Source organism: Streptomyces sp. NPDC021115 (genome assembly GCF_044333065.1).
Lineage (GTDB): Bacteria > Actinomycetota > Actinomycetes > Streptomycetales > Streptomycetaceae > Streptomyces.
The window spans coordinates 85,561-108,287 of the sequence record NZ_JBIRQF010000003.1; the positions used below are offsets into that span (position 1 = coordinate 85,561).

The 22,727-nt window shown below is 73.4% G+C and carries 22 protein-coding genes; 9 read left to right on the top strand and 13 right to left on the bottom strand.

Annotation, left to right across the window (positions count from 1 at the left end):
• Window positions 1-13: 13 nt before the first annotated feature.
• The 8 genes from ACH4TL_RS10895 to ACH4TL_RS10930 form a co-directional block, all read right to left on the bottom strand.
• Window positions 14-1,192 carry a thiolase C-terminal domain-containing protein gene (locus ACH4TL_RS10895; protein WP_398326242.1) on the bottom strand — a complete coding sequence of 393 codons (1,179 nt, stop codon included), beginning with the start codon at window positions 1,190-1,192 and terminating at the stop codon, window positions 14-16.
• 12 nt (window positions 1,193-1,204) lie between these two features.
• Complete coding sequence (locus ACH4TL_RS10900; RefSeq protein ID WP_398326245.1) at window positions 1,205-1,666, bottom strand: acyl dehydratase; 462 nt, start codon at window positions 1,664-1,666, stop codon at window positions 1,205-1,207.
• A complete protein-coding gene (locus ACH4TL_RS10905; RefSeq protein WP_398326248.1) occupies window positions 1,663-2,244 on the bottom strand; it encodes a MaoC family dehydratase N-terminal domain-containing protein in 582 nt (193 codons plus the stop codon). Before ACH4TL_RS10905 ends, ACH4TL_RS10900 begins: the two co-directional genes overlap by 4 nt.
• Window positions 2,241-4,715: a CoA transferase gene (locus tag ACH4TL_RS10910; RefSeq protein WP_398326250.1), complete on the bottom strand. Its 2,475-nt coding sequence runs from the start codon at window positions 4,713-4,715 to the stop codon at window positions 2,241-2,243. Before ACH4TL_RS10910 ends, ACH4TL_RS10905 begins: the two co-directional genes overlap by 4 nt.
• Window positions 4,712-5,557, bottom strand: a complete 846-nt coding sequence (locus tag ACH4TL_RS10915) for a glucose 1-dehydrogenase (RefSeq protein ID WP_398326253.1) — start codon at window positions 5,555-5,557, stop codon at window positions 4,712-4,714. Before ACH4TL_RS10915 ends, ACH4TL_RS10910 begins: the two co-directional genes overlap by 4 nt.
• Window positions 5,554-5,781, bottom strand: coding sequence for a ferredoxin (locus ACH4TL_RS10920; RefSeq protein WP_398326256.1), 228 nt, complete (start codon window positions 5,779-5,781; stop codon window positions 5,554-5,556). The genes ACH4TL_RS10915 and ACH4TL_RS10920 overlap by 4 nt, the downstream gene beginning before the upstream one ends.
• Window positions 5,778-6,983: a cytochrome P450 gene (locus tag ACH4TL_RS10925; protein WP_398326259.1), complete on the bottom strand. Its 1,206-nt coding sequence runs from the start codon at window positions 6,981-6,983 to the stop codon at window positions 5,778-5,780. Before ACH4TL_RS10925 ends, ACH4TL_RS10920 begins: the two co-directional genes overlap by 4 nt.
• A 113-nt stretch (window positions 6,984-7,096) precedes the next feature.
• The gene (locus ACH4TL_RS10930; protein ID WP_398326262.1) at window positions 7,097-7,882 is read right to left on the bottom strand and encodes an SDR family NAD(P)-dependent oxidoreductase; all 786 of its coding nucleotides are present in this window, start codon (window positions 7,880-7,882) and stop codon (window positions 7,097-7,099) included.
• A gap of 94 nt (window positions 7,883-7,976) precedes the next feature.
• Between ACH4TL_RS10930 and ACH4TL_RS10935 the strand changes: the two genes are divergently transcribed.
• A complete protein-coding gene (locus ACH4TL_RS10935; RefSeq protein WP_398326265.1) occupies window positions 7,977-8,417 on the top strand; it encodes a nuclear transport factor 2 family protein in 441 nt (146 codons plus the stop codon).
• 90 nt (window positions 8,418-8,507) lie between these two features.
• Window positions 8,508-10,127, top strand: coding sequence for a flavin-containing monooxygenase (locus ACH4TL_RS10940; RefSeq protein ID WP_398326268.1), 1,620 nt, complete (start codon window positions 8,508-8,510; stop codon window positions 10,125-10,127).
• Between the two features lie 4 nt (window positions 10,128-10,131).
• On the opposite strand, the gene ACH4TL_RS10945 is transcribed toward ACH4TL_RS10940, so the two are convergent.
• The gene (locus ACH4TL_RS10945) at window positions 10,132-11,145 is read right to left on the bottom strand and encodes an LLM class flavin-dependent oxidoreductase (protein WP_398326270.1); all 1,014 of its coding nucleotides are present in this window, start codon (window positions 11,143-11,145) and stop codon (window positions 10,132-10,134) included.
• A gap of 243 nt (window positions 11,146-11,388) precedes the next feature.
• Between ACH4TL_RS10945 and ACH4TL_RS10950 the strand changes: the two genes are divergently transcribed.
• The gene (locus ACH4TL_RS10950; protein ID WP_398326273.1) at window positions 11,389-12,972 is read left to right on the top strand and encodes a glycoside hydrolase family 3 protein; all 1,584 of its coding nucleotides are present in this window, start codon (window positions 11,389-11,391) and stop codon (window positions 12,970-12,972) included.
• Here ACH4TL_RS10950 and ACH4TL_RS10955 read toward each other — a convergent pair.
• The 3 genes from ACH4TL_RS10955 to ACH4TL_RS10965 all read right to left on the bottom strand — a co-directional run bounded on the left by ACH4TL_RS10955 (window position 12,932) and on the right by ACH4TL_RS10965 (window position 15,326).
• Window positions 12,932-13,336 (bottom strand): hypothetical protein, encoded by a 405-nt coding sequence (locus tag ACH4TL_RS10955; RefSeq protein WP_398326276.1) that lies wholly within the window; start codon window positions 13,334-13,336, stop codon window positions 12,932-12,934. The two genes, ACH4TL_RS10950 and ACH4TL_RS10955, sit on opposite strands and share 41 nt — an antisense overlap.
• A 64-nt stretch (window positions 13,337-13,400) precedes the next feature.
• Window positions 13,401-14,216, bottom strand: a complete 816-nt coding sequence (locus ACH4TL_RS10960; protein ID WP_398326279.1) for an MBL fold metallo-hydrolase — start codon at window positions 14,214-14,216, stop codon at window positions 13,401-13,403.
• Between the two features lie 153 nt (window positions 14,217-14,369).
• Window positions 14,370-15,326: a PDR/VanB family oxidoreductase gene (locus ACH4TL_RS10965; protein ID WP_398326433.1), complete on the bottom strand. Its 957-nt coding sequence runs from the start codon at window positions 15,324-15,326 to the stop codon at window positions 14,370-14,372.
• Window positions 15,327-15,520: 194 nt separating this feature from the next.
• Between ACH4TL_RS10965 and ACH4TL_RS10970 the strand changes: the two genes are divergently transcribed.
• The 6 genes from ACH4TL_RS10970 to ACH4TL_RS10995 all read left to right on the top strand — a co-directional run bounded on the left by ACH4TL_RS10970 (window position 15,521) and on the right by ACH4TL_RS10995 (window position 21,358).
• Window positions 15,521-16,678, top strand: coding sequence for an acyl-CoA dehydrogenase family protein (locus tag ACH4TL_RS10970; protein ID WP_398326282.1), 1,158 nt, complete (start codon window positions 15,521-15,523; stop codon window positions 16,676-16,678).
• 64 nt (window positions 16,679-16,742) lie between these two features.
• A complete protein-coding gene (locus ACH4TL_RS10975) occupies window positions 16,743-17,294 on the top strand; it encodes a DUF4442 domain-containing protein (RefSeq protein ID WP_398326285.1) in 552 nt (183 codons plus the stop codon).
• Window positions 17,291-18,190 (top strand): alpha/beta fold hydrolase, encoded by a 900-nt coding sequence (locus tag ACH4TL_RS10980; RefSeq protein WP_398326288.1) that lies wholly within the window; start codon window positions 17,291-17,293, stop codon window positions 18,188-18,190. The genes ACH4TL_RS10975 and ACH4TL_RS10980 overlap by 4 nt, the downstream gene beginning before the upstream one ends.
• Window positions 18,187-19,356 (top strand): amidohydrolase family protein, encoded by a 1,170-nt coding sequence (locus ACH4TL_RS10985; RefSeq protein ID WP_398326291.1) that lies wholly within the window; start codon window positions 18,187-18,189, stop codon window positions 19,354-19,356. The genes ACH4TL_RS10980 and ACH4TL_RS10985 overlap by 4 nt, the downstream gene beginning before the upstream one ends.
• Window positions 19,353-20,498, top strand: a complete 1,146-nt coding sequence (locus ACH4TL_RS10990) for a MalY/PatB family protein (protein ID WP_398326294.1) — start codon at window positions 19,353-19,355, stop codon at window positions 20,496-20,498. Before ACH4TL_RS10985 ends, ACH4TL_RS10990 begins: the two co-directional genes overlap by 4 nt.
• Window positions 20,489-21,358: a hypothetical protein gene (locus tag ACH4TL_RS10995; protein WP_398326297.1), complete on the top strand. Its 870-nt coding sequence runs from the start codon at window positions 20,489-20,491 to the stop codon at window positions 21,356-21,358. Before ACH4TL_RS10990 ends, ACH4TL_RS10995 begins: the two co-directional genes overlap by 10 nt.
• Here ACH4TL_RS10995 and ACH4TL_RS11000 read toward each other — a convergent pair.
• A complete protein-coding gene (locus tag ACH4TL_RS11000; protein ID WP_398326300.1) occupies window positions 21,260-22,699 on the bottom strand; it encodes an MFS transporter in 1,440 nt (479 codons plus the stop codon). The two genes, ACH4TL_RS10995 and ACH4TL_RS11000, sit on opposite strands and share 99 nt — an antisense overlap.
• Between the last annotated feature and the right edge of the window lie 28 nt (window positions 22,700-22,727).

Below are 22,727 nucleotides of genomic sequence, written 5' to 3' on the forward strand. Positions count from 1 at the left end.
GTCCTTCCGGTGGTCAGGGGTGCGGATGCGGGCCGATGATCAGCGTCGCGTGATGGTCGAGCACCCCGCCGTTGCCGCTGACCAGGATCGCGCCGGCGTTCGCCACCTGCCGTGGGCCGCCGTCGCCCCGCGCCTGGATGACGCCTTCCGACAGCGGCGTCATGCCCCACATGTAGTACGAGGAGAGCTGGCCGCCCCCGGTGTTGGTGGGGTGGCTGCCACCGGGCGCGAGGGCCCCCGAGGCCACGAACGCGCCGCCGTCGCCCTTGGCGCAGAACCCGTAGTCCTCCAGCGACACCAGCGTGGTGAAGGTGAAGCAGTCGTAGATCTCCCGGACGCCGATGTCGGAGAGGGACAGACCGGCCATGGCGAGCGCGGCAGGGCCGGACGTGGCGGCGCCCGTGACCAGGCCGAAGCCGCTGCCGCGTGCCATCGGGTGCCCGGGGTGGCCCTGGCCCCAGCCGAGCACGTACACCGGCGGCCTGGCGAGGTCCCGGGCCCGCTCGGCGCTGGTGACGACGACGGCGATCCCGCCGTTGCTCACCAGACAGCAGTCGAACAGCCGCAGCGGGTCGGCCACCACGCGGGACGCCTGGTGGTCCTCCAGCGTCAGCTTCCGGTCCCTCATCTGCGCCCGCTCGTTGAGCGCCGCCCACTGCCGGGCGGCGACGGCCACCGCGCCCAGCTGCTCGCTCGTCGTCCCGTAGCGCTCCATGTGGCGGCGGGCGGCGAGCGCGTACTTCGCGGCGGCGCTGTTCAGCCCCGCGGCCCGCGGAAGCTCCTCCAGCGCCGACCCCTGCCGGGCGGCGCCGGTGTACGCAGCTCCGCTGCCCGCGCCCTGGCGCAGCGGCGCGTCCGCGAACACGCACGCGACCGCGTCCGCCATGCCCGCCTCGATGGCGAGCGCGGCGTACTGCACCATCGCGCACGCCGACGAGCCGAACCCCTGCACCGTGGAGAGCAGCCGCAGCTCCCCGACGCCCAGCGCGGCCTGGAGCGGTAGCCCGATGTCGCCGCCGACACCCGGGTTGACGAGCAGCCCGTCGATGTCGGTGAGCGGTATCCCGGCGTCCTCGGCGGCCAGGGCGACGGCGCGCACCGCGAAGTCCGTCGCCGTGCGGCCGTACACCTTGCCCAGCTCGGTGATGCCGAGACCGGCGATGGCGGTCCTGCCGGAGAGCTCATGGGACATCCGGCCACCTCCTCAGTCCGTGCCGGGTGCGCGCAGCGGCAGGGTCGCCCGGACCGTTCCGGGGCCGACGGTTATGCCGGAGGAGTTCTCGCAGCGGACCTCGATGTCGACCGTCCCCGGCCCGTCCTCGGTGGCCACCGACACCACCCGGGCATGCACCCAGGTGGTGTCGCCGACGACGTTGAACGCCCGCATCCGGAACCCCTTGATGCCGCGGATGGTCCCGGCCGGGCCGATCCAGTCGCGGACGATCCGCTCCCACATCCCGAGCAGCAGGGAGGTGTTGGCGTACATCTCGGGCGCGCCGGTGGCCCGCGCGTAGTCGGTGTTGTGGTGGATGGAGTTGAAGTCGCGATTGGAGCCCGCCGCCATGACCAGGCGGTAGACGGGCAGTGGATAGGCGACGCTCGGCAGCTCCTCTCCCTCGCGCACGTCCTCGAAGCAGCGCTGTTCCGCCGCGGGGCTCGCGGTCACCTTCCGGCTCCCTTCGGCGTCGGCTCGTAGGCGTAGGTGCTGGTGCGGATCCGGGCGACGACCTCGCCGTCCGCCTCCGTGACGATGTCGCTCTCCCAGGTCAGGAACGCGCCACGGCCCACCGAGGTCTCCTTCGGGACGCAGTCGACCAGCCGTCTGCCGCTGCGCCCCACGCGCTCACCGGCCACCACCGGGCGCAGGAAGTCGAGTTCGATGCCGGTGGCGAAGAAGCCCGTGGTGCGCGGGCCCAGCGGCATGTCCTGGTTGTTGATCGGGCTGTGCACGGGCTGCGCGTCCCGCTCGGCGGAGTCGAACAGCGGCTGCCCCGGCTCCCGCATCGGCGGGATCGTCCAGGTGATGACGCCCGTGTACGGCATGGTCACATCGGTGAAGCCATGGGCGCGGGCCACCGCCGGGTCGGTGTGCAGGGCGCAGTCCAGCTCCAGCGGCTCCAGGAAGCGCCGGATCGCGCCGCGCTCGACGGGGTCGGCGCCGAAGACGGGGGCGTCGCCGTCGGAGAAGTCCCGTCCGACCGCGTCCACGACCGGCTGCCAGGCCGCCTGCCAGTCCTCGTTCACACCAGCACCTTCTCCTCTTCGAGTGTGCGGATCCGCTCCTCGGAATAGCCGAGCAGTTCGCGCAGGACGTACGCGGTGTGCTGGCCGAGGGTCGGCGCGGCGCCGCGTACCGACCCCGGGGTCAGGGAGAGCGCCGCGCGGGGCCCCTCGACGACGGTCTCGCCGTGCACCGGGTGCGGCAGCCGGACGAAGTGGCCGCGGTGGAGCAGCGCGGGGTCGGCGCACAGATCGGCGCTGGAGGCGGAGAGATGGGCCGGGACGCCCGCCGCCTGGAGCAGCCGCTCGGCCTCCAGGGCGGTGCGGCCCGCGGTCCACGCGGCCAGGTGGGCGTCGAGTTCGGCCTCCCGGGCCCGGCGCCCGGCGGCGGTCGCGAGGGCCGGTTCTGTGGCGAGGTCGGGGCGGCCGATGGCGTGGGCCAGCCGCTGCCACTCCTCGTCGTCGCGGGCGGTCAGGGCGACATAGCGGGGTGTGCCGCGCTCCGGCAGGCAGGGGTACACCCCGTGCGGTACGAGCGCTTCGTCGGCGTTGCCGCGCCGCCCGGCCACGGTGCCGTCGGCCGCGTACCGCGCGCAGTAGGGCGACAGGAAGAAGACGCCCGACTCGACCTGGGAGACGTCGATGGCGCAGCCGCGGCCGGTCCGCTCGCGCTGTTCGAGCGCGGCGAGCAGGGCGACGAGGGCCATCCGCGGCCCGACGTAGTCGGTGTACGGGCCGAAGGTGCCGATCGGCAGGTCGTCCGGCCAGCCGACGAGGTGCTGGAAGCCGCTGAGCGAGGCGCCGGTGCTGCCGTACCCGGCGAGCGCCGCGTGCGGACCCGTCTGCCCCATCAGGGACGAACTCACCACGATCAGCCGGGGGTTGTGCGCCCGCAGGGTCTCCTGGCCCAGCCCCCAGCGGGCCATCCGGCCGGGCGAGAAGGACTCCACCACCACATCGGCCCAGGCGGCGAGGTCGGCGGCGACCGCGCGTCCGGCCTCGGTGCCGAGGTCCAGTGCGAGGCCGTACTTGCCCGCGTTGGCGTTGCCGAACAGGGCCGAGTTCTCCACCCCCGGCACGCCCCCGTGGAACGGCGGCATCAGGCGCGAGGTCTCGATCCGCCGGGTGGACTCGACGCGTACCACCTCGGCGCCGTGGTCGGCGAGCGCCCGCCCGACGAGGGGCCCCGCGACCACCCACGACAGGTCCAGGACCCGCAGGCCCTCCAGCGCGGGGGCCGCCGCCCGTTCGGACACCTCCGGTCGCCGCGTGGGGGCGGTCCACTCGGTGCGCACCTCGTCGGTGTGCTCGCCCAGACGCGGCGCCGGACGCCGTACGCACGGATACGGGGAGTCGCTGACCTGGGCGAACCGTCCGGGCAGGGTGACCTGGCGCGGCCCGTCGCCGACGGTCGTGAAGTAGCCGCGGTGGGCCAGTTGGGGGCTCGCGGCGACATCGGCCAGGTCGGCGATGCCGATGCACAGCAGCCGGTGCTCGATCGCGGCGTCCAGGATCTCCGCCTTCGTCTTCCCGGCGAACCAGGCGCGGATGTCGCGCCGCGCCGCCTGAAGGTCGTCCGGGGTGACCTCGCCGCTCTCCACCCGCTCCGGCAGCCGCCGCCAGTCCCATGCGGCGAAGCGCGGCTCGCAGGCGCCCTCGCCGTGCAGCAGCCGGAAGAAGGTGTTGGTGAAGCCCCCCGAGGCGGGGCCCATCGCGAGGTGGAATTCCACCACGCCGTCCCGGCACGCCCACTTCTTCATCGCGCTCGATGTGGCGGCGCCGCTTCCGCTCTGGTCCGTGCGGGGGCCCCGCGCGACGGGGGTGCGCTGCCACTCGGGGTTCCCGTCGCCGACCGCGTCGGCGAGCGCCCGGCCGAGGGTGGCCACCGGCAGACACGCCTGCACGGAGACGTCCACGAGCTGGCCGCGCCCGGTGGCGCGGCGGGCGAGGTAGGCGAGCAGCGCACCGGACGCGGCGTCGGCCGCCGCGTGCAGATACGCCTGCGGGACACTGATGCGCACCGGCGGCCGGTCGCCCTCGCGGTGCGGGTCGAGCGGGCCCCCGGCCGCCCAGAGCACGAGGTCGCTGTCGGCGTAGTGCGCCTTGGGGCCGGTCAGCCCGAACGGTGTGATGGACGTGTAGATCAGGTGCGGGTGGGCGCGCAGCAGCCGCCGGTGGCCGAGGCCGCGCTCGGCGAGCCAGGCGGGGGAGTACGACGTCACCAGGATGTCGGCCGCGTCGATCAGGTGCTCCAGCGCGGCGAGGTCCTTCGGCGCGTCCAGGTCGAGCGCGACGCCGCGCTTGTTCGCGGCGTACGTGTGCCAGTGCAGCGAACCGCGCGGGGTGCCGCCGGTGAGCGGCGAGTGGTGGCGGGCGGGGGAGCCCCGGGCGGGCTCGACCTGCACGGTGTCGGCCCCGAGGTCGGCGAGGAGGCGGCCGCACAGCAGTCCGCGCGCGTCGGTCAGGTCCAGTACCCGCACGTGTTCCAGCATCATCGGCGCGGGCTCCTGCGTCCGGCTTCGAAGATCGCGGAGGTGTCCGCGAAGCGCTCGGCGAGAAACGGCGAGGACCCGGGCGCGCTGGTCATGCCGCCGTCGACGCACAGGGTCTCCCCGGTGATGAAGCGCGCGCCGTCCGAGGCGAGGAAGGCGACGGCCTCGGCGATGTCGTCGGCCTGGATGGGCCGCCCCATCCACGCGGTCTCCGCCATCTTCCGCTCCGCGCCCGCCAGGTCGGCCGCGTCCCCGGTGGTGAGGTCGGCCATCATCGCGGTCACGGTCGCGCCGGGGACGACGGCGTTGACCCGGATCAGGTCGGCGCGCAGCTCGGCGGCCACGGACCGGGTGAGGCCGATGACCGCCGCCTTCGCCGCGCTGTAGGCGTGCGGGCCCTGGCCGCCGGAGAGCCCCGCGGGGCTGGAGGTGGAGATGATGGAGCCGCTGCGCCGGGGCCGCATGACCCGGGCGGCGTGCTTCATGCCGAGGAACACGCCGCGCAGATTGACCGCGAACGTGCGGTCGACCTCGGCCATGTCGGCCGTGCCGATGGGCCCGATGGCCCCGAGGACCGCGGCGTTGTTGAACATGACGTCGAGCTGCCCGTAGCGCCGTACCGCCGTCTCGACCAGCGCCTCGATGTCGTCCTCGGCGGCGACATCCGCGGTGAGCAGGGTGAGGCGGTCGCCGTATCCGGGAGGGACATCGGCGGGGTCGGGGGTGCGCAGATCGCCCGCGACGACGGCGGCGCCCTCGTCCAGGAAGCGGCGCACGGTCGCGGCGCCGATCCCGGACAGGCCCCCGGTGACGACGGCGACGCGGCCTTCGAGGCGGCCGGTCACGGCTCGCTGCTCTCAGGTTCCGCACCGAGCAGCCTGATCGCCATCTCGGGGCAGGCGCTCTCGGCGTCGGCCGCCTGGCCCAGCAGCGGGCCGGGTACGGGGAGGTCGGTGCCGCGCTGCTCGACGAACCCCTCCTCGTCGTCGCTCAGCAGATCGGGTGCCACGCTGTAGCAGCGCCCATGGCCGGTGCAGCGTGCCGCGTCCACGCGGAGCCAGGCGGTCATGCGTCCCACTCCAGCGGCAGGCTCATCAGGGTCAGCTGGCTGCCCCGCTCCACCAGCGGCTCGTCGGAGGCTATGCGGTAGTGGGGTATCCGCCGGTGCCATTCGCGCAGCACGATGGCCAGCTCGACCCGGGCCAGATGCATGCCGAGGCAGCGGTGCGGTCCGGCGCCGAACCCCAGGTGCTGGTTGACGCCCTTGCGGCCGAGCCGGAACGTGTCGGGCTCGGGGTACTTGCGCGGGTCGCGGTTGGCCGATCCGATGCCGAGCCACACCACCTCGCCCGCGTCCAGGCGCAGCCCGTCGAGGTCGACGGGCCGGGACACCTCGCGCCCGGCCTGGATGACGAGCGGATACAGCCGTATGAACTCCTCCACGGCGGCCGGTACGACGTCCGGGTCGCCGGTGAGGGTCGCGCGGTCGTCGTCGTGCCGGGCGAGGTGCCAGAACATGTAGCCGAGCGCGCTGCGGGTGGTGTCGAGCCCCGCCATCGTGAGCGTCATGCAGACGGTCAGGATCTCGTCGTGGGTCAGCGGCTCCTCGTCCGCCCCGCGACGGGCCTGGACCAGCCGGGAGACCAGGTCCACGGAGGGGTCGAGCGGATCGCGGCGGCGCTCCTTGACCCGCGCGTCGAAGTAGTCGGTGATGTTCGCCGAAGCGGAACGGGCGCGCTCCGCGTCCCCGGTGAAGATGCCGCCGAAGACGTCCTCGACCCAGGGCACGAAGAACGCGCCGTCCGAGGTGGGCAGGCCGAGCAGGTCGAGGAAGACATCGGTGGGGTAGCGGATGGCGAACTCGGCCACGAAGTCGCAGCTCCCGTGGGGCCGCAGCTCCTCGATCAGCTCGACGCAGCGGGCGGTGGCGAAGGGCTCCATCCGGCGGACCGCGGCGGGGGAGAAGTACGGATTGACCACGCGGCGGAGCCGGGCATGCTCCTCGCCGCCGAGCTGCTGGGGAAGCAGGTCGATGCCGCGTTCGGGGTTGAGCGCGCTGGTGACCTCGTTGGTGAAGGTGTCGGGGTCCTGGAAGCCCTGGAGGACGTCGTCGTAGCGCGTCAGCATCCAGAAGCCGCGCTCGGTGGTGTCGCTGAAGTGATAGCGGCTCGCCTCGCGTTCGCGGTCGAGAAGTGCGTAGTGTCCGGCGGGGGCGGTGGTGGTCCGGTAGTCGGTATGACTGACGGGGCACTGCTGGATCTGCTCCGACATCGCCACGGCTCCTCGTTCGCTCGTGCGGCCCGACGTGTCGCCCCAACATGACCTGAGGGTTCTCCTCAAGTCAATAACCATGCGCATAGTTCCCGGGCGGGCTCGGCGGCGGGTCAGTCGCGCATGCCGCGCCACGCCGTCGTACCGCCGTCCACGGCGTAGACGGCGCCGGTGATGAACGACGCGTCGTCCGAGGCCAGGAAGCACACCAGCTTGGCCACTTCCTCCGCCCGCCCCATGCGCGGGATCAGATGGGTGCCGGACATCCGGCGCTCCTGTGCCGCCCGGTCCTCGGCCACGCCCAGGCGGGCGCGGCTCATGGGGGTGTCCACGGAGCCGGGGCAGTAGCAGTTGCACCGCACGTCGGGCGCCAGGTCGATGGCGCAGGCGCGGGTCAGCTGGATCACCCCGCCCTTGCTGGCGGCGTACGCGGCCGCCGGGTATCCCGTGAGCCCCGCCACCGACGAGGCGTTCACCACGGAGGGGCCCCGGTCGGAGGCGCGCAGATGGGGCGCGGCGTGCTTGGTGGCGAGCCACATCGCCTTGAGGTTGATCCCCAGCACCGCGTCCCAGGCGTCCTCGGGCAGTGTCTCGAAGGTGGCGCCGGGCGCGAAGGCCGAGTCCAGTACGCCCGCGTTGTTCACCAGGACGTCGATCCCTCCCATGGCGTCCGCCGCCGCGCCGACCATCTCCTCGACCTGCGGCGGACGGCGCAGGTCGACGGCGATCGCGGTCGCCCGCGCGCCCAGCGCCCGCACCTCGGCGGCGGCCGACTCCGCGGCCTCGGGGGCGATGTCGGCCAGCGCCACGTGCTCGGCACCGCGGGCCGCGGCTTCGAGGGCGATGGCGCGGCCCATGCCCTGGGCGGCCCCCGTCACGAGATAGCGCTTGCCCGGCACTCGTACACCCCCCAGCGGAAGTAGTGTGCATATCATGCGCCTGGTTTTGAGGTAGGGTCAAGACGCCGCACCCACCCCGGGAGAGGACGTGTCCATGGACCTCGAACGACGACTGCGGGACGTGGAGGCCCGGCTGGCCGTCCAGGAGCTGGTCGCCCGCTACTGCCTCGCGATCGACGACCGCGACTGGGAGGCGCTGGCCGCGCTGTTCGACGCCGACGCCACCATGCCCATCCGCGGCGAGGAGGCGCGCGGCCGGACCGCGGTGGTCGACGCCCTGCGCGAGCGGCTGGCCGGGGCCGGGCGATCCGTCCACGCGCCGCACTCCTGCGTGCTCGACGAGCTGGACGAGGAGCGGGCGCGGGGCACGGTGCTGGGCCATGTCGAGATGGGCCTCGGAGGCGCCACCCACATCGGCGCCCTCCGCTACGCCGACGCCTATGTGCGGCGGGGGGACCGCTGGGTCTTCGCCCGCCGCGAGATGACCTACCTCCACATGGGCCCCTGGTCCGAGGTCGGGCGCTCGCTGCTCTGAAGCCCGGCTCCCGCCTCTTAAAACAGGCGCATGTTTTGTGCTTCACTCGTCCTCGTCGCGTCACCCGCTCACGGTCGGGAGGAACTTCCGATGGCCGACTCCCCGGTGTCCCCGCCCCCTGCCCATCTCGACGCCGTCGTGGTGGGCGCCGGCTTCGCCGGGCTGTACGCGCTGCACCGGCTGCGCGGCCTCGGTCTGTCGGTCCGCTGCCTCGACGCGGCGAGCGGCGTGGGCGGTACGTGGTTCTGGAACCGCTACCCGGGGGCGCGGTGCGACGTGGAGAGCATGGACTACTCCTACTCGTTCTCCCCCGAGCTGGAACAGGAGTGGGTGTGGACCGAGCGCTACCCCGCCCAGCCCGAGATCCTGCGCTATCTGGAGCATGTCGCCGACCGCTTCGACCTGTGGCGCGACATCCGGCTGGAGACCCGGCTGACCCGCGCCGCCTTCGACGAGCGGGATCTCGCCTGGGATCTCACCACCGACCGCGGCGGGCGGTTCCGCACGCGGTTCCTCGTCATGGCCACCGGGTGCCTGTCCGCGGCCCGCGTCCCCGACCTCCCCGGCCTCGACTCCTTCCAGGGCGCGACCTACCACACCGGGAACTGGCCGCACGAGGACGTGGACTTCCGCGGCAAGCGGGTCGGCGTCATCGGCACGGGCTCCTCCGGCACCCAGGCCATCCCGCTGATCGCCGAGCGGGCCGCGCACACCACGGTGTTCCAGCGCACCGCGAACTTCAGCCTCCCGGCGCGCAACCGGCCCCTCGACCCCGCCGAGCAGCGGGCACTGAAGGCCCGCTACCGCGAGCACCGCGCCATGGTCCGCTACTCGCCCAACGGAACGGGCCGTCGCAACAACGACCAGTCGGCGCTGGACGCCTCACCGGAGGCGCGCCGCGCCGAGTACGAGGCGCGCTGGCAGGAGGGCGGCGGCGGCTTCATCGGCGCCTTCAACGACCTGCTCACCGACGAACGGGCCAACGACACCGCCGCCGACTTCATCCGCGCCAAGATCCGGGACATCGTCCACGACCCGGCGGTGGCCGACCTGCTGACCCCGCGCGGCTTCCCGGTCGGCTCGAAGCGGGTCACCGTCGACACCGGCTACTACGCCACGTACAACCGCGACAACGTCACCCTGGTCGATGTCGATTCGTCCCCGATCGAGAAGATTGTCCCCAACGGGATCCGGACCGCCGACGCCACCTACGAGCTGGACAGCATCGTCTTCGCGACCGGGTTCGACGCCATGACCGGAGCCGTGCTCGCGGTCGACATCCGCGGCCGGGACGGGCGGAGCCTGCGCGAGAAGTGGGCCGAGGGTCCCCGCACCTATCTGGGGCTCGCCACGGCGGGCTTCCCCAACCTGTTCCTGATCACCGGCCCCGGAAGCCCCTCGGTGATCAGCAACATGGTGGTGTCCATCGAGCAGCACGTGGACTGGATCGCGGACCTCCTCCACCACGCGGGGCGCGGCGGCATGGTGTGCGCCGAGGCGGACGAGGACGCCGAGGACACATGGGTCGCGCACGTCAACGAGGTCGCCGACCGCACCCTCTTCCCGCGCGGCAGGTCCTGGTACACGGGCGCGAACATCCCGGGCAAGCCGCGGGTCTTCATGCCGTACGTCGGCGGCGTGGGCACCTACCGCCGCCACTGCGAATCCCTCGCCGAACGCGGCTACCCGGGCTTCCGCTTCTCGCGCTGAAGTCCTATGCCCGGAACCGCGGCAGCACCTCGTCCCGGAACAGCCGCATCGTGGCCAGCACCTGCTCCTGCGCCAGGTCGTACCACTGCATCCGCAGGATCACACAGTCCACCCCGAGCGCCGCCAGCTCGCCGAGCTTGGCGGCCGCCACGTCCGGGGTGCAGAAGAGATACGACTCGTCCGCCACCTGCGTGGCCGCCGCGTCGCTCGTCAGATGCCGGTACGAGGCCGTGGTGTCCGGTGCGTCGAAGGCCGCGTACGCACGGGTCAGCGCGCCCCGCGCGCGCAGCCCGATCTCCCGCGCCCGGTCGCCGTCGTGGTCGAGGACCAGCTCACGTCGGACGACGTACGAGAACGGCCGCTCCTCCCGGCCGCGCCGCGCCGCCTCCTCGCGGTGCCAGCCGATCACCGTCCTCAGCCGGTCCGGCGCGACATGCGGCGGGATGATCCAGCCGTCGCCGAGCCGCGCCGCCCGCCGCGCCCCCGCCCGGTGCGCCCCGGCGCCGATCCACACCGGCGGGCCGCCCGGCCGCACCGGGGGCAGGCTGATCCGCTCGCCCCGGACGGAGAAGTGGGTGCCGGTGTGCCGTACCGTCTCCCCGGACCACAGGGCGCGGATGACCTCGACGGCCTCCTCGTAGCGGGACTTGCGTTCGTCCATCGGGATGCCGAACGACCGGAACTCGTTCTCCCGGTAGCCCATGCCGAAGCCCGCGATGACGCGGCCGCCGGACAGATGGTCGAGCGTGGCGTACAGCTCGGCGACCTCCACGGGGTGGTGCAGCGGCAGGATCAGCATGTTGCTGCCGATGTCCATGTCCCCCGTCTCGGCCGTCAGGGCCGCCAGCGTCGGGAGCGGCTGGAGGGTGGGCATGTTTCCGAGGTAGTGCTGGAGCATCCACACCGAGGAGAACCCGGCCTCCCGCGCCGCCGCGACCTGCTCGCGCAGGGCGCCGATCCGCTCCGCGGGGACCACGCCCGGGGGGAAGTCGTTCATGATCGCGAGACCGAACCTCATCGGGGACTCCGCTCACCGGCCAGGGCATACGGGACACAGAAACTATGCTCAGGTTTTCGCGGTGGCGCAAGACGCGAGGCGTCTCGCGTGCCGCCGGGGCGGGCACGGGCAGGTGTGCCGTCCTCGTGGGTGCTGACGGGCAATGCCTTGACACCCCCAATGGTCTAGGCCAACATCCAGGTGATCTGTGTCGCGCCGTCGCGTTCGCGGCGGCGCGCGTCATCACGCCTCGGAGGCCCCGCCATGGGAGCGAGCAGCGATCCGGAACTGGAGCGGCTGGCGCACGCCGTGCTTCAGCCGGGCTTCGAGGGCACCACCACTCCGGACTGGGTACGCCGCGCGATCGCCGACGGCCTGCACTCCGTGGTGCTGTTCGGGCGGAACATCGTGGACGGCGAGCAGGTCGCCGCGCTCACCGCGGAACTCCGCGCCGAGAACCCGGACCTGGTCATCGCCGTCGACGAGGAGGCGGGCGACGTCACCCGCATCGAGGCGCGGACCGGCGCCACCCGCCCGGGCAACCTGGCCCTGGGCGCCGTGGACGACACCGACCTGACGGAGCGCGTGGCCCGGGACATCGGCCGCGAACTCCACGCCGCCGGGATCTCGATGAACTACGCGCCGAGCGCCGACGTCAACTCCAACGCGCTCAACCCGGTCATCGGTGTGCGCTCCTTCGGCGCCCGCACCGATGTCGTCTCCCGGCACACCGCCGCATGGATCCGCGGGTTGCAGTCCGCGGGGGTCGCCGCCTGCGCGAAACACTTCCCCGGCCACGGCGACACTGCCGTCGACTCCCACCACGGCCTGCCCACGGTGACCGCCGGAGCGCGGGAGATCGCCCGCACCGCGCTGCCCCCGTTCACCGCCGCGATGGAGGCGGGCGTCCGCGCCGTGATGACGGCGCATCTGCTGGTGACGGCGTACGACCCAGAGGCGCCCGCCACGCTCAGCCGCCACGTGCTGGTGGATCTGCTGCGCAAGAAGCTCGGCTTCACCGGCCTGGTGGTCACCGACGCCATCGAAATGGGCGCGGTCGCCGACCGCTACGGCCTCGGCGGAGCCACCGTCAAGGCACTGGCCGGTGGCGCGGACGCGGTGTGCGTGGGCGGCGAGAACGCCGGGCAGGCCGTCACCCATGGGCTGGTCGACGCCGTCGTACGCGCCGTACGGGAAGGCGCGCTGGAGGAGGAGCGGCTGGCCGAAGCGGCCGCGGGGGTACGGCGGTTCGCCGCGTGGTCCGGTGAGCGGGCGCGCTCCGTCCCGTCCGACGGCACGCGCTCCGACATCGGCCTGACCGCCGCGCGCCGGGCGCTGCGGATACGCCGCCGCCCGGGCGCCCCCGAGGTGCTGCCGGTCTCCGGCGACGTCCATGTCGTGGAGTTCTCCCCGGCGATGAGCCTCGCCGTGGACGGCCGGACCCCGTGGGGCCTCGCCGCCCCGCTGCGCCAGCTGCGGCCCACGACCACATCGGCGCGGCTGACCGAAGCCGATGTCGACCGGGCGGGCCGGGCGCTGGAGCGCGAGGCGCTGGCGCCCGCCGCCGGTCGTGCCCTCGTCGTCGTGGTGCGCGACGCGGCCCGCCACCGCTGGATGTCCGAGGCGGTGGCGGACCTGCTGCGCGACCGGCCGGACGCCGTGGTGGTGGAGATGGGCTTCCCCCCGGGCGGCGCGGCCGACCCCGCCGACGTGGTCACCTACGGCGCCACCCGGGTCTCCGGCATCGCCGCCGCCGAGGCGCTGACCGGCTCGCCCGCCGCCCCGCCCCTGGTGGGTACGTCCGCGGTCACACCGGTTCCGGGAGCGGGCCGCCCAGACGCTCGGTGACCCGCTCGCGCAAGCGCAGGTACTCCGCCCAGCGCCGCCGCAGGGGACCCGGCGGGCGCGGCATCACCCGGGCGGCCGTGATGGTCTGGCCTTCCTGGAACTGCTCGCGGGTCAGGTCGAGTTCGACGCCACTGGGCAGCCGGTTCCACCAGTGGGAGCCGCGCCGGGAACCGTCCTGGAGATACACCTCCCCGACCACCAGGTCGCCGCCGAAGACATCGGTGACGACCAGGGACGTGATGTCGCAGTGGCCCTTGGCCGGATTGCCCGGCCGCCAGTCGGCCAGATCGTCGGGTGAACAGGTGTCGGCGGCCCAGCTGGCGCGCAGGGCCTTGTCGAGGTCGAGCAGGGTTAACGGCGTCATGGCGGCAGCATCGCACCCGGCACTGACAACGCCCCTTCGCGACCGAGCCCCCGCGCGCACGCGCCTACTCGGCCGACCGCACCGGGATCCTCAGCCCGGGGGTGGCCTGCCGGACCGGGCCGGGGAACTCGTTCGCGGCGGTCTTGGCGAGATGCGCGAGCCATTCCGGCTCGCCGGAGGCGAAGTGGGTGAGCACCAGTTCGCCGACGCCCGCGCCCTGCGCCGTACGGCCCGCGTCCGTCCCCGAGAGGTGGCCGTGGTCGCTGTGGTCGGGCTCGGCGAGGGTCGCCTCGGCGAGCAGGAGGTCCACTCCGGCGGCCAGTTCGGTCAGTGCCGGGGTGACTCCGGTGTCCCCGGTGTACGCCAGGGAGCCGGACGGGGCCTCCACCCGCAGCCCGCAGTTCGGCAGGACATGCCGCAACTCCCGTGGCGTGACGGTGCAGTCGCCGACCTGGAAGCTGGTCCCGGGGGTGTATTCGCGCACGTCGAACGCCACCTCGAAGGCCCGGTCCAGCAGCGGCAGCGTGGTCACCGGAAACAGCGCGCCCCAGGTGGCGAACAATTCCCGTGCGCCGGTGGGGACGTACAGCGGTACGGGGCGGAAAGCGCCCCCGTGGCGCGGCGGGCCGCCCTGCACCTCGATCAGGCCGTTCAGCAGCGTTTTCCCGATCGGCAGCAGGTCGTAGCAGTGGTCGGAATGGAAATGGGTGATCACCACGGCGTCCAGGGAGGCCGGTGGTGCGACCGCGCTCAACGCGACGGCCGTGCCCGGTCCGCAGTCGAGCAGCAGGCGCGCCCCGGCGGTTTCCACCAGATATCCGGAACTCGGCTGTCCGTCCGCGGGCATTCCGGCCCGGCATCCAAGAACGGTGAGCTGCATATGATGTCCGATCTCCTCGATTCCCCGATTTCACCGCACGGGATCGCATGGAGCGAAATCCCGCTGAGGTGTTCGGTCGAGTGTGCACGATGACGGCCCGTCACCCGCCCGTGATTGGACTGGACAACCGGTCCATGGCCGTTCGCTATCGCGTCACAGGTCCAGCACCAGGTGCGGGGACGCGGCCCGTGACACGCACAGCATCATGGTGTCGCCGTTGACCCGCTCGTCCTCGGTCAGCACCGAGTCGCGGTGCTCCACCTCGCCGTCCAGGACGGTGGTCTCGCAACTGGCGCAGGTCCCCTCGCGGCAGGACGACGGGACCTCGATCCCCGCCGCTCCGAGGGCGTCCATGATGGACTGCTCGGGGCCCACCCGGACGGTCCTGCCCGTGCTGGCGACCCGGACCTCGAAGCCCTTGTCGGGGGCGGTGGAGGGGGCCTGGGGGCGGGGCTGGAAGCGCTCGATGTGCAGGGTGCCCGTGCGCCGCTCGCCCCACCGCCCTTCCACGGCGGCGAGCAGCGGCTCGGGACCGCAGCAGTAGACGGCGGTGTCCGGCCGCGCGGTGTCCAGGATCCCGGCCAGCGGCAGCAGCCCGTGTTCGTCCTCGGGCAGGGCCCGCACCCGCTCGCCGTGGCCGTCGAGCTCCGCGAGGAACGCCATCCGCTCGCGCCGCCGGCCCCCGTAGTGCAGCTCCCAGTCCGCGCCCCGGGCGGCCGCCGCGCGCAGCATCGGCAGCAGCGGCGTGATGCCGATGCCGCCCGCGACGAACAGATAGCGGGGAGCGGGGACGAGCGGGAAGTTGTTGCGCGGGGCGCCGGTCAGCAGCCGTGCCCCGGCCTCGATACGGTCGTGCAGAAAGCGCGAGACGCCGCGGCCGTTCTCCTCGCGCAATACCGCGATACGGTAGCGGCGGCGGTCATCGGGATTTCCGCACAGTGAATACTGGCGTACCGTTTCGGGGCCGGCGTCCGGGGCGAGCACATCGATATGCGCGCCCGGTTCCCATTCCGGCAGAAGTCCGCCGTCCGGATCGACCAGTTCGAATGAGCGTACTTCCGCCGCCTCGTCGCGGACGGTCGCGACCTCCAGGGCCGTCCACTCAGCCAACGTCGCCACGGTATGCGTCCTCCTCGTATCGGCGGGCACGGGGAAGTCTCTCCGAAGGAGAGCGGCGAGGAAATCCGCGGCACCGGTCTCCATTCGGCCGATTGGTTCTGGCAATGACACCGGATCCCCGCGTGGCGGTCTGGCGGAATGGTCGCGACATGCCGATGCCCGCGCCAGCCGAGGAGGAGTCCGCGGTGCCCAGCCCACAGGAACTCGCCGCCCGTACCCGCGCCTTCGTGTCCGATCACGTCCTCCCCGTCGAGCGGGAGGTGGTGGTGGACGGCCGCCCGATGGACGACGCCCTGCGCCTGGAACTCCAGAAGGCGGCCAAGGAGGCGGGCGTCTTCGGGCCGATGTCCGCCGTGGAACACGGCGGTCTCGGCCTGGACATGCGCGGCGCGGCGCTGGTGATGGAGGCCGCGGGCACCAGCCTCATCGGCCCGCTCGCCGTCAACTGCTCGGCGCCCGACGACGGCAACATCCATCTGCTGGCCCACGCGTGCGATGAGGAGCAGATCCGCCGCTACCTCGCCCCGCTCGCCGCGGGCGAGGTGCGCTCGGCCATCGCCCTGACCGAGCCCGCCCCCGGCGCCGGATCCGATCCGCGCATGCTGATGACCGTCGCCGAGGAGACCGACGACGGCTGGGTGATCAACGGCAGGAAGCACTTCACCACCGGGGCCGAGGGCGCGGCGTTCACCATCTGCGTGGCCAACACCGACGACGGTGTCACGCTGTTCCTGGTCGACCAGGACAACCCGGGCATGAAGGTCGGCCGCCGGATGCCGACCCTCGACCACAGCAACCCCGGCGGCCACAGCGAGGTGACGTTCGAGGACTGCGTGGTCCCCGACAGCGCGGTGCTCGGCGAGGTCGGCCGGGGCCTGGACCACGCCCAGGCGCGGCTGGCCCCCTCCCGGCTGACCCTGTGCATGAACTGGCTGGGCCTGGCCACCCGCGCCCATGAGCTGTCCGCCCGCCACATCAGCGGCCGGTCCGCGTTCGGCGTGCCGATCGCCGAGCACGGCATGGCGCAGGGGCTGGTCGCGGACAACGAGATCGACATCACCGCCTCCCGGGCCCTGATCCACTCCACCGCCACGGTCCTCGACGAGCAGGGCCCGCTCAGCTCGGCCGCCCGGCACGCCGCGTCCGTCGCCAAGACCTTCGTGGCCGAGGCGGTCTGGCGGGTCTTCGACCGTGCGGTGCAGCTGCACGGCGGGCTCGGGGTGTGCGAGGACCACCTGGTGGCCCGCTTCCTGGTGGAGGCCCGGGCGGTGCGCATCTACGAAGGCGCCTCCGAGGTGCTGCGCTGGTCCATCGGCCGCCGGGTGCTGCGCACCGTCCAGTGACATCGGGTGCCGCGCACCCTCCAGTGACCTGCGTGAACGGATCACTCAACCCATCGATCAGGGGATGACGAGCGTGACCACCGACGTGAAGACCCAGCCCGGCGGCGCCTACTCGGCGTCGTTCGGACACATCGACCCGGCCGACCCGGACTACGACGAGATCCGCCGCGTCTGCACCACCCTCGTGCCGTTCGGCAACCACGCCGGGGTGCGGGTCACCGAGATCGGCCCGGAGCGCGCCGTCGTGGAGGTGCCGGGCGAGGAGCATCTGACGAACCACATGGGCACCGTGCACGCGGGCGCCCTGTTCCTCGCCGCGGACATCGCCGGTGCCGCCGCCTTCCTCGGCGCCGCCGCCACCCGGCTGCACACCATCCGCCGCTTCGTGCTGCGGGACAGCAGGACCGCCTTCCGCAAGCCCGCCATCGGCCGCATCCGCGCCATCGGGCTCATCGACGAGCGGGCGATCCGCGAGGTGCTGGCCGCAGAAGGCGAGCTGCGGATGGACGTGGACGGCAAGGCGCTGATGTACGACGACGCCGACGTCCTCGTCGCCAAGGCCACCTTCGACTACGTGGTGGACGTGGCCACCGGCGCGGACCGGGAGCGCCGATGACCACCTCCCACAAGAGCGGCGAACGGCCCTCGGAGTTCGGCGCGCTCGAAGAGCTGCGGCTGACCACCCGGGACGGTGCGGGCTTCGTCGTCCGGCTGCTGCCGCACCAGGATCCGGCCGCCCCGGTGGTGCTGATGCTGCCCGCGATGGCGATGAAGGCCAAGTTCTACCTCCCGATGGCCAAGGCCCTGGCCGCGGCGGGCTGCTCGGTCGCCACCGTCGACCTGCGCGCCCAGGGCGAGTCCACCCCGAAGCTGCGCGAAGCGCCGGACTTCGGCTACCGCGAGCTGACCGAGGTCGACCTGCCCGCGATCGTCGACGCCGTGGCGGCGCGCTTTCCGCGGGCGCCGCTGCATCTGTTCGGGCACAGCCTCGGCGGCCAGGTGGCGCTGCTGTTCTCCGCCACCGCGCCGCACCGGATCTCCAGTGTCACCGTCATCGGCACCGGCAGCGTGTACTGGCGGGCGTTCGAACCCCGGCGCTGGTTCGAGGCGCTGTGGAAGATCCAGTGGATCGGCATCGTCGCCCGGGTCACCGGGCGGTGGCCCGGCGGGGTGCTCATCCCCGGGGCCATGCGGGGCCGGGTGATGGCCGACTGGTCACGCCACTCGCTGACCGGCCACTACCGGCCCCGGGGCCGGTCGCACGACTACGACCGCAAGCTGGCCGCGCTGAAGCTGCCGGTGCTGGCCATCTCGCTGGACGAGGACCCCCTCGGCCCGAAGTCCAACGTGGACTTCCTGTGCGGCCGGATCGCGTCCGCCGACATCACGCGCTGGCACATCGACGCGTCGTCGGCCGTCGTCCACCGCGACCACTTCCAGTGGATCAAGGACAGTACGGTCATCGGTCCCGGGATCGCCGAGTGGATCCGGGACGGACAGCCCCCGCGATGAAGCTCTACACGGCCGCCCGGGTGCTGACCGGCGACGGCGGGACCCTGTACGACGGCGGGGTGGTGGTGGGCGGCGGGGTGATCCGGGCCGTCGGCCGGGCCAGCCGGCTGCCCACCGGCATGGACCATGTGGACTTCCCCCATGGCACCCTGCTGCCGGGGCTGATCGACGCCCATGTGCACCTCGCGATGGACGGCGGCCCCGACCCGGTACCGGCCCTGCGCCGGTCCAGCAGTCACGAGTTGCTGGAGACGATGCGGCGCAACGCCCGCGCGTTGCTCGCCGCCGGTGTCACCACCGCCCGCGACCTGGGCGGCTACGGCTTCCTGGACATCGTGCTGCGCGACGAGATCAACGACGGCGTCGGCCACGGCCCCCGGCTGCTCACCGCCACCCGGCCGCTCACCTCGCCCGGCGGCCACTGCTGGTATCTCGGCGGAGGGTGCGAGGGCGTCGACGAGATCCGCCGGATGGTGGGGGAGCAGGCCCTGTGGGGCGCCGATCTGCTGAAGATCATGGTGACCGGAGGGCACACCACACCGCGCTCGAAGCCCTGGCTGCCCCAGTTCTCCGACGCCGAACTGGCCGCCGCCGTGGCCGAGGCACACCTCCTCGGCATGCCGGTGGCCGCGCACGCCCACGGGGTCGAGGGCATCCGCGCCGCCGTAACCCACGGCGTGGACACCATCGAACACTGCACCTGGCAGACCGAGCGCGGCTTCGACGGCTATGAACCCGCACTCGCCGACGCGATCGCCGCGGCGGGCATCCCGGTGTGCGGCACGTTCAACCCGCTGCTCGCCCGCGACGAGGCGTACGCCACCCAGCGCCGCGGCGTGGTGGCCGACATGCGCCGCCGCGGGGTGCGGTTCATCGCCGGAACCGACGCCGGTATCCGCGACACCCCGCACGCCGCGTACGCCACGGCCCTGGCCACCATGGCCGGTTACGGCTTCACCCCCGCCGAGGTGATACGCGCCGCCACCGCCGACGCGGCGGCCGCGCTGGGCGTGGCCGCGTCGACCGGCAGCCTCACCCCGGGCCGCGACGCCGATCTGATCGCGGTGCACGGCGATCCGCTGAGGGATCTGTCGGCGCTGGCCGAACCGGCACTGGTGGTCACCCGCGGCCGGGACTACCGGCCGGAACGGGTGGCCACCGGATGACCGCCACGCACTCCGTCAGTGGGCTGAAGTGGTCCCGCCACCCACCGGATGTGCTCGCCGCGTGGGTGGCCGAGATGGACCACGGGACGGCGCCGCCCGTCCGCGACGCCGTCGAGGCGGCGGTACGGCGCGGTGCGTTCGGCTACCCGGACGACCGCTCCCGCCGGGAGCTGGTCACCGCCTGCGCCGACTGGCTGGCCCGCACCCACCGTTGGCCGGTGGACCCCGGCCAGGTGTTCGTGCTGCCCGATGTGGTGCACGGGGTGCGGGTCGCCCTCGAGGCGTACTCCGCGCCCGGCACCCCGGTGGTCCTCCCGGTGCCCGCGTATCCGCCGCTTGCCGATGTGGTGCGCGGCTCCCGGCGGCCGCTGATCGAGGTGCCCATGAGCGCCACGGACGGGCGGCCCACGCTCGATCCGGCCGCCGTGGACCGCGCGTTCGCCGCGGGCGCCCGCATCCTGCTGCTCTGCAATCCGCACAACCCGCTGGGCACGGTCGCCACCGCGCGCGAGCTGCGCGCCATCGCCGCCGTGGTCGACCGGCACGGCGGCCGTGTGGTGGCCGACGAGATCCACTCCCCGCTGGTGTTCCCCGGCCACCGCCATGTGCCGTACGCCTCGCTGTCGGACACCGCGGCCCGGCACACCGTCACCCTGGTGTCCGCCTCCAAGGGGTGGAACATCCCCGGGCTCATGTGCGCCCAGGCGATCGTCACATCGGAGCGCGACCGCGCCGTCTGGTCCGCGCTGCCCGCCGCCACGACCGGGAACGCGAGCCCGCTCGGCATCGCAGCCGGGGCCGCCGCCTACCGCCACGGCGGCGACTGGCTGGCCGGGGTGCTGAGCGCCCTGGACACCAACCGGCGGCTGCTCGCGGACCTCCTGGACGAGCTGCTGCCCGCCGTACGGTACCGCCTCCCCGAGGGGACGTATCTGGCCTGGCTGGACTTCCGCGCCCTCCAACTACCCGCAGAACCGGCGGAGTTCTGGCTGCGCGAGGCCAGGGTCGCGCTCAGCGCGGGCCGCCTCTTCGGCGCGCCCGGCGTCGGCCACGCCCGCCTCAACCTCGCCACCTCACCGCACATCATCGAACGGATCGTGCGGGCCATGGCCGACACGGAGGGACAGCGAGCGTGGAACTGAGCCTGGTCCGCTACGCCTGGCACACCGCCGAACCAGTGCACGCCGTCCTCTACTACGCGCCGGAGACCCAGCAGGCCACCGGGCCGCTGGGGCTGCCAGGCCGGTGGATGTGGTACTTCGGCTGCCGCGCCGCACCGCTGGGCGCCATCGGGGCCGCCGCCGCGACCTCGGTGTTCTACCACCTGGCGCCCGCGATGGTGGCCCGTTCCGTGCCCGCGCTGTGGGACCACGCCACCCCGCACGACTTCCTCCGGGCCCGGCTCACCGCCATGGACGCGGCGCTGCACCGGCTGGCCGGGCCGGTGCTGGACGCCCCGGGCCTGGTCCGGGCGGCCGAACTCGCCACGGCCGCCGCCACCATCGTGGCGGGCGCGGGCGGACGGCCCCTGGGCGCGGCCAACGCCGCGCTGCCGGTGCCGGACGCGCCGCATCTGGCGCTGTGGCAGGCGCTCACCACGCTGCGCGAGTACCGGGGCGACGGCCATGTCGCGGTACTGGCCGGGCAGGAGATCGAACCGTGCGCGGCGCACGTACTCGCCGCCGCGTCCGGCCGCTCACCGCGGTCCGACGCGGAGAAGTACCACAAGTGGACGGAAGACCAGTGGTCCGGCGCGCTCGGCGAACTCACCCGCCGCGGCTGGCTGGGCGGGGACGGAACGCTCACGGCGGCCGGTGCCCTCGTCCGCGAGCGGATCGAGACGGACACCGACCGCCTGGCGGCGCGCCCCTACCGGGCGCTGGGGCAGGCGCGCACCGAGGAACTAGTCGCGTGTGTGCGCCCGTTCGCCGATCTCGTCATGACCGCGGGCGCCGTGCCGATTCCCAACCCCGTCGGCTTCGACTGGCCGCCGCGCCGCTGATCCGGCCGGCAGCACCACTGCCGTGAGCACGGCGGCCAGGGCCGCGGCCACCGCGGTGGCCAGGAAGGTCAGATGCATGGCGTGGACCGCGCCACCGCGCTCCGGCGACAGGATTCCCGCCAGCGCGACCCCGAGGACGGCGCCGAACTGCCGGAAGGTGTTCACGGTGCCCGAAGCGGTCCCGGCCAGCCGCGGCGGGACGTCGCCCATCATGGCCTGGATCGCCACCACCCCGCTCGACAGCGGTACGCCCGCCCCGAGCAGCACCAGCGCCCAGGCGTAACCGGGGTAGCCGACGCCGGCCTCCACCAGCGTCAGCCCCGCCAGCCCGGCCGCCACGCACACCAGGCCGGTCACCATGGTGCGGCGGGTGCCCCAGCGCGCCACCACCGACGAGGCGGCGACCGCCGCCACCGCCAGACACCCGAACAGGGTCACGAAGCGCAGCCCGGTCTGGAGGGCGGACAGCCCGAGCGTGCCCTGAAGGTGGGTGGTGAGCAGGAACAGCACCGCGTACAGCCCGAGCAGACCCAGGAAGTTGACGGTGCAGGCGATGGCCACCGTCGGGATGCGCAGCAGCGCGGGCGGCAGCATCGGCTCCCGGGTACGCGACTCCCACCAGCCGAACACCCCCAGCGCGGCCACCGCCACCACGCACAGTCCGACCACGCTCGCGGACAGCCAGCCGAGGGCCCGTCCCTCGATGGCCACGAAGGTGAGCGCCGCCCCGCCACCGGTGAACAGCAGCTGGCCGACGCCGTCCACCCGCCGCGCGGCACCGGACGGCGGGGCGGGCGGCATGGTGGCGAGCAGCCCGGTCAGGGCCACCACGCCGATCGGGATGTTGATCCAGAACATGCTGCGCCAGCCCGCCGCCTCCACCAGCAGCCCGCCCAGCAGCGGTCCGAGCGCCAGCGCCACCCCGCTGGTGCCGCCCCAGATCCCGATGGCCCGGGCCCGCTGCCTCGCGTCGTCGTACAGACCCGAGGCCACCGCGAGGGACAGCGGCACGATCGCCGCGGCGAACACGCCCTGCGCGGCCCGCGCGGCGATCAGCGCGCCGGTGTCCGGGGCGAGCGCGCAGCCCGCCGACGCCGCGGTGAACCCCGCGATACCCAGGGCCAGGACGTTCCGGCGGCCCAGCCGGTCACCGAGCGAGCCCGCCGTCAGCAGCAGACACGCGAACGCCAGCGTGTAGGCGTCGAGCAGCCATTGCCCGGCGGTCGTGCCACCGCCCACGTCGGCGCGGATATCGGGGAGGGCCACCGGGGTGATGCTGGTGTCGAGATAGACCAGAAAAGTGGCGGTACAAATGAATGCGAGGAGCGGACGAGAGCGCATGGGTTCCATGCTGTCCGGCGCCCCCCGT

Excerpts from the sequence above, each read along its gene's own strand:
- ACH4TL_RS10895 (WP_398326242.1), bottom strand. The coding sequence starts at position 1,192 with ATGTCCCATGAGCTCTCCGGCAGGACCGCCATCGCCGGTCTCGGCATC.
- ACH4TL_RS10910 (WP_398326250.1), bottom strand. The coding sequence starts at position 4,715 with ATGATGCTGGAACACGTGCGGGTACTGGACCTGACCGACGCGCGCGGA.
- ACH4TL_RS10920 (WP_398326256.1), bottom strand. The coding sequence starts at position 5,781 with ATGACCGCCTGGCTCCGCGTGGACGCGGCACGCTGCACCGGCCATGGG.
- ACH4TL_RS10925 (WP_398326259.1), bottom strand. The coding sequence starts at position 6,983 with ATGTCGGAGCAGATCCAGCAGTGCCCCGTCAGTCATACCGACTACCGG.
- ACH4TL_RS10935 (WP_398326265.1), top strand. The coding sequence starts at position 7,977 with ATGGACCTCGAACGACGACTGCGGGACGTGGAGGCCCGGCTGGCCGTC.
- ACH4TL_RS10940 (WP_398326268.1), top strand. The coding sequence starts at position 8,508 with ATGGCCGACTCCCCGGTGTCCCCGCCCCCTGCCCATCTCGACGCCGTC.
- ACH4TL_RS10945 (WP_398326270.1), bottom strand. The coding sequence starts at position 11,145 with ATGAGGTTCGGTCTCGCGATCATGAACGACTTCCCCCCGGGCGTGGTC.
- ACH4TL_RS10950 (WP_398326273.1), top strand. The coding sequence starts at position 11,389 with ATGGGAGCGAGCAGCGATCCGGAACTGGAGCGGCTGGCGCACGCCGTG.
- ACH4TL_RS10955 (WP_398326276.1), bottom strand. The coding sequence starts at position 13,336 with ATGACGCCGTTAACCCTGCTCGACCTCGACAAGGCCCTGCGCGCCAGC.
- ACH4TL_RS10960 (WP_398326279.1), bottom strand. The coding sequence starts at position 14,216 with ATGCAGCTCACCGTTCTTGGATGCCGGGCCGGAATGCCCGCGGACGGA.
- ACH4TL_RS10975 (WP_398326285.1), top strand. The coding sequence starts at position 16,743 with ATGACGAGCGTGACCACCGACGTGAAGACCCAGCCCGGCGGCGCCTAC.
- ACH4TL_RS10980 (WP_398326288.1), top strand. The coding sequence starts at position 17,291 with ATGACCACCTCCCACAAGAGCGGCGAACGGCCCTCGGAGTTCGGCGCG.
- ACH4TL_RS10985 (WP_398326291.1), top strand. The coding sequence starts at position 18,187 with ATGAAGCTCTACACGGCCGCCCGGGTGCTGACCGGCGACGGCGGGACC.
- ACH4TL_RS10990 (WP_398326294.1), top strand. The coding sequence starts at position 19,353 with ATGACCGCCACGCACTCCGTCAGTGGGCTGAAGTGGTCCCGCCACCCA.
- ACH4TL_RS11000 (WP_398326300.1), bottom strand. The coding sequence starts at position 22,699 with ATGCGCTCTCGTCCGCTCCTCGCATTCATTTGTACCGCCACTTTTCTG.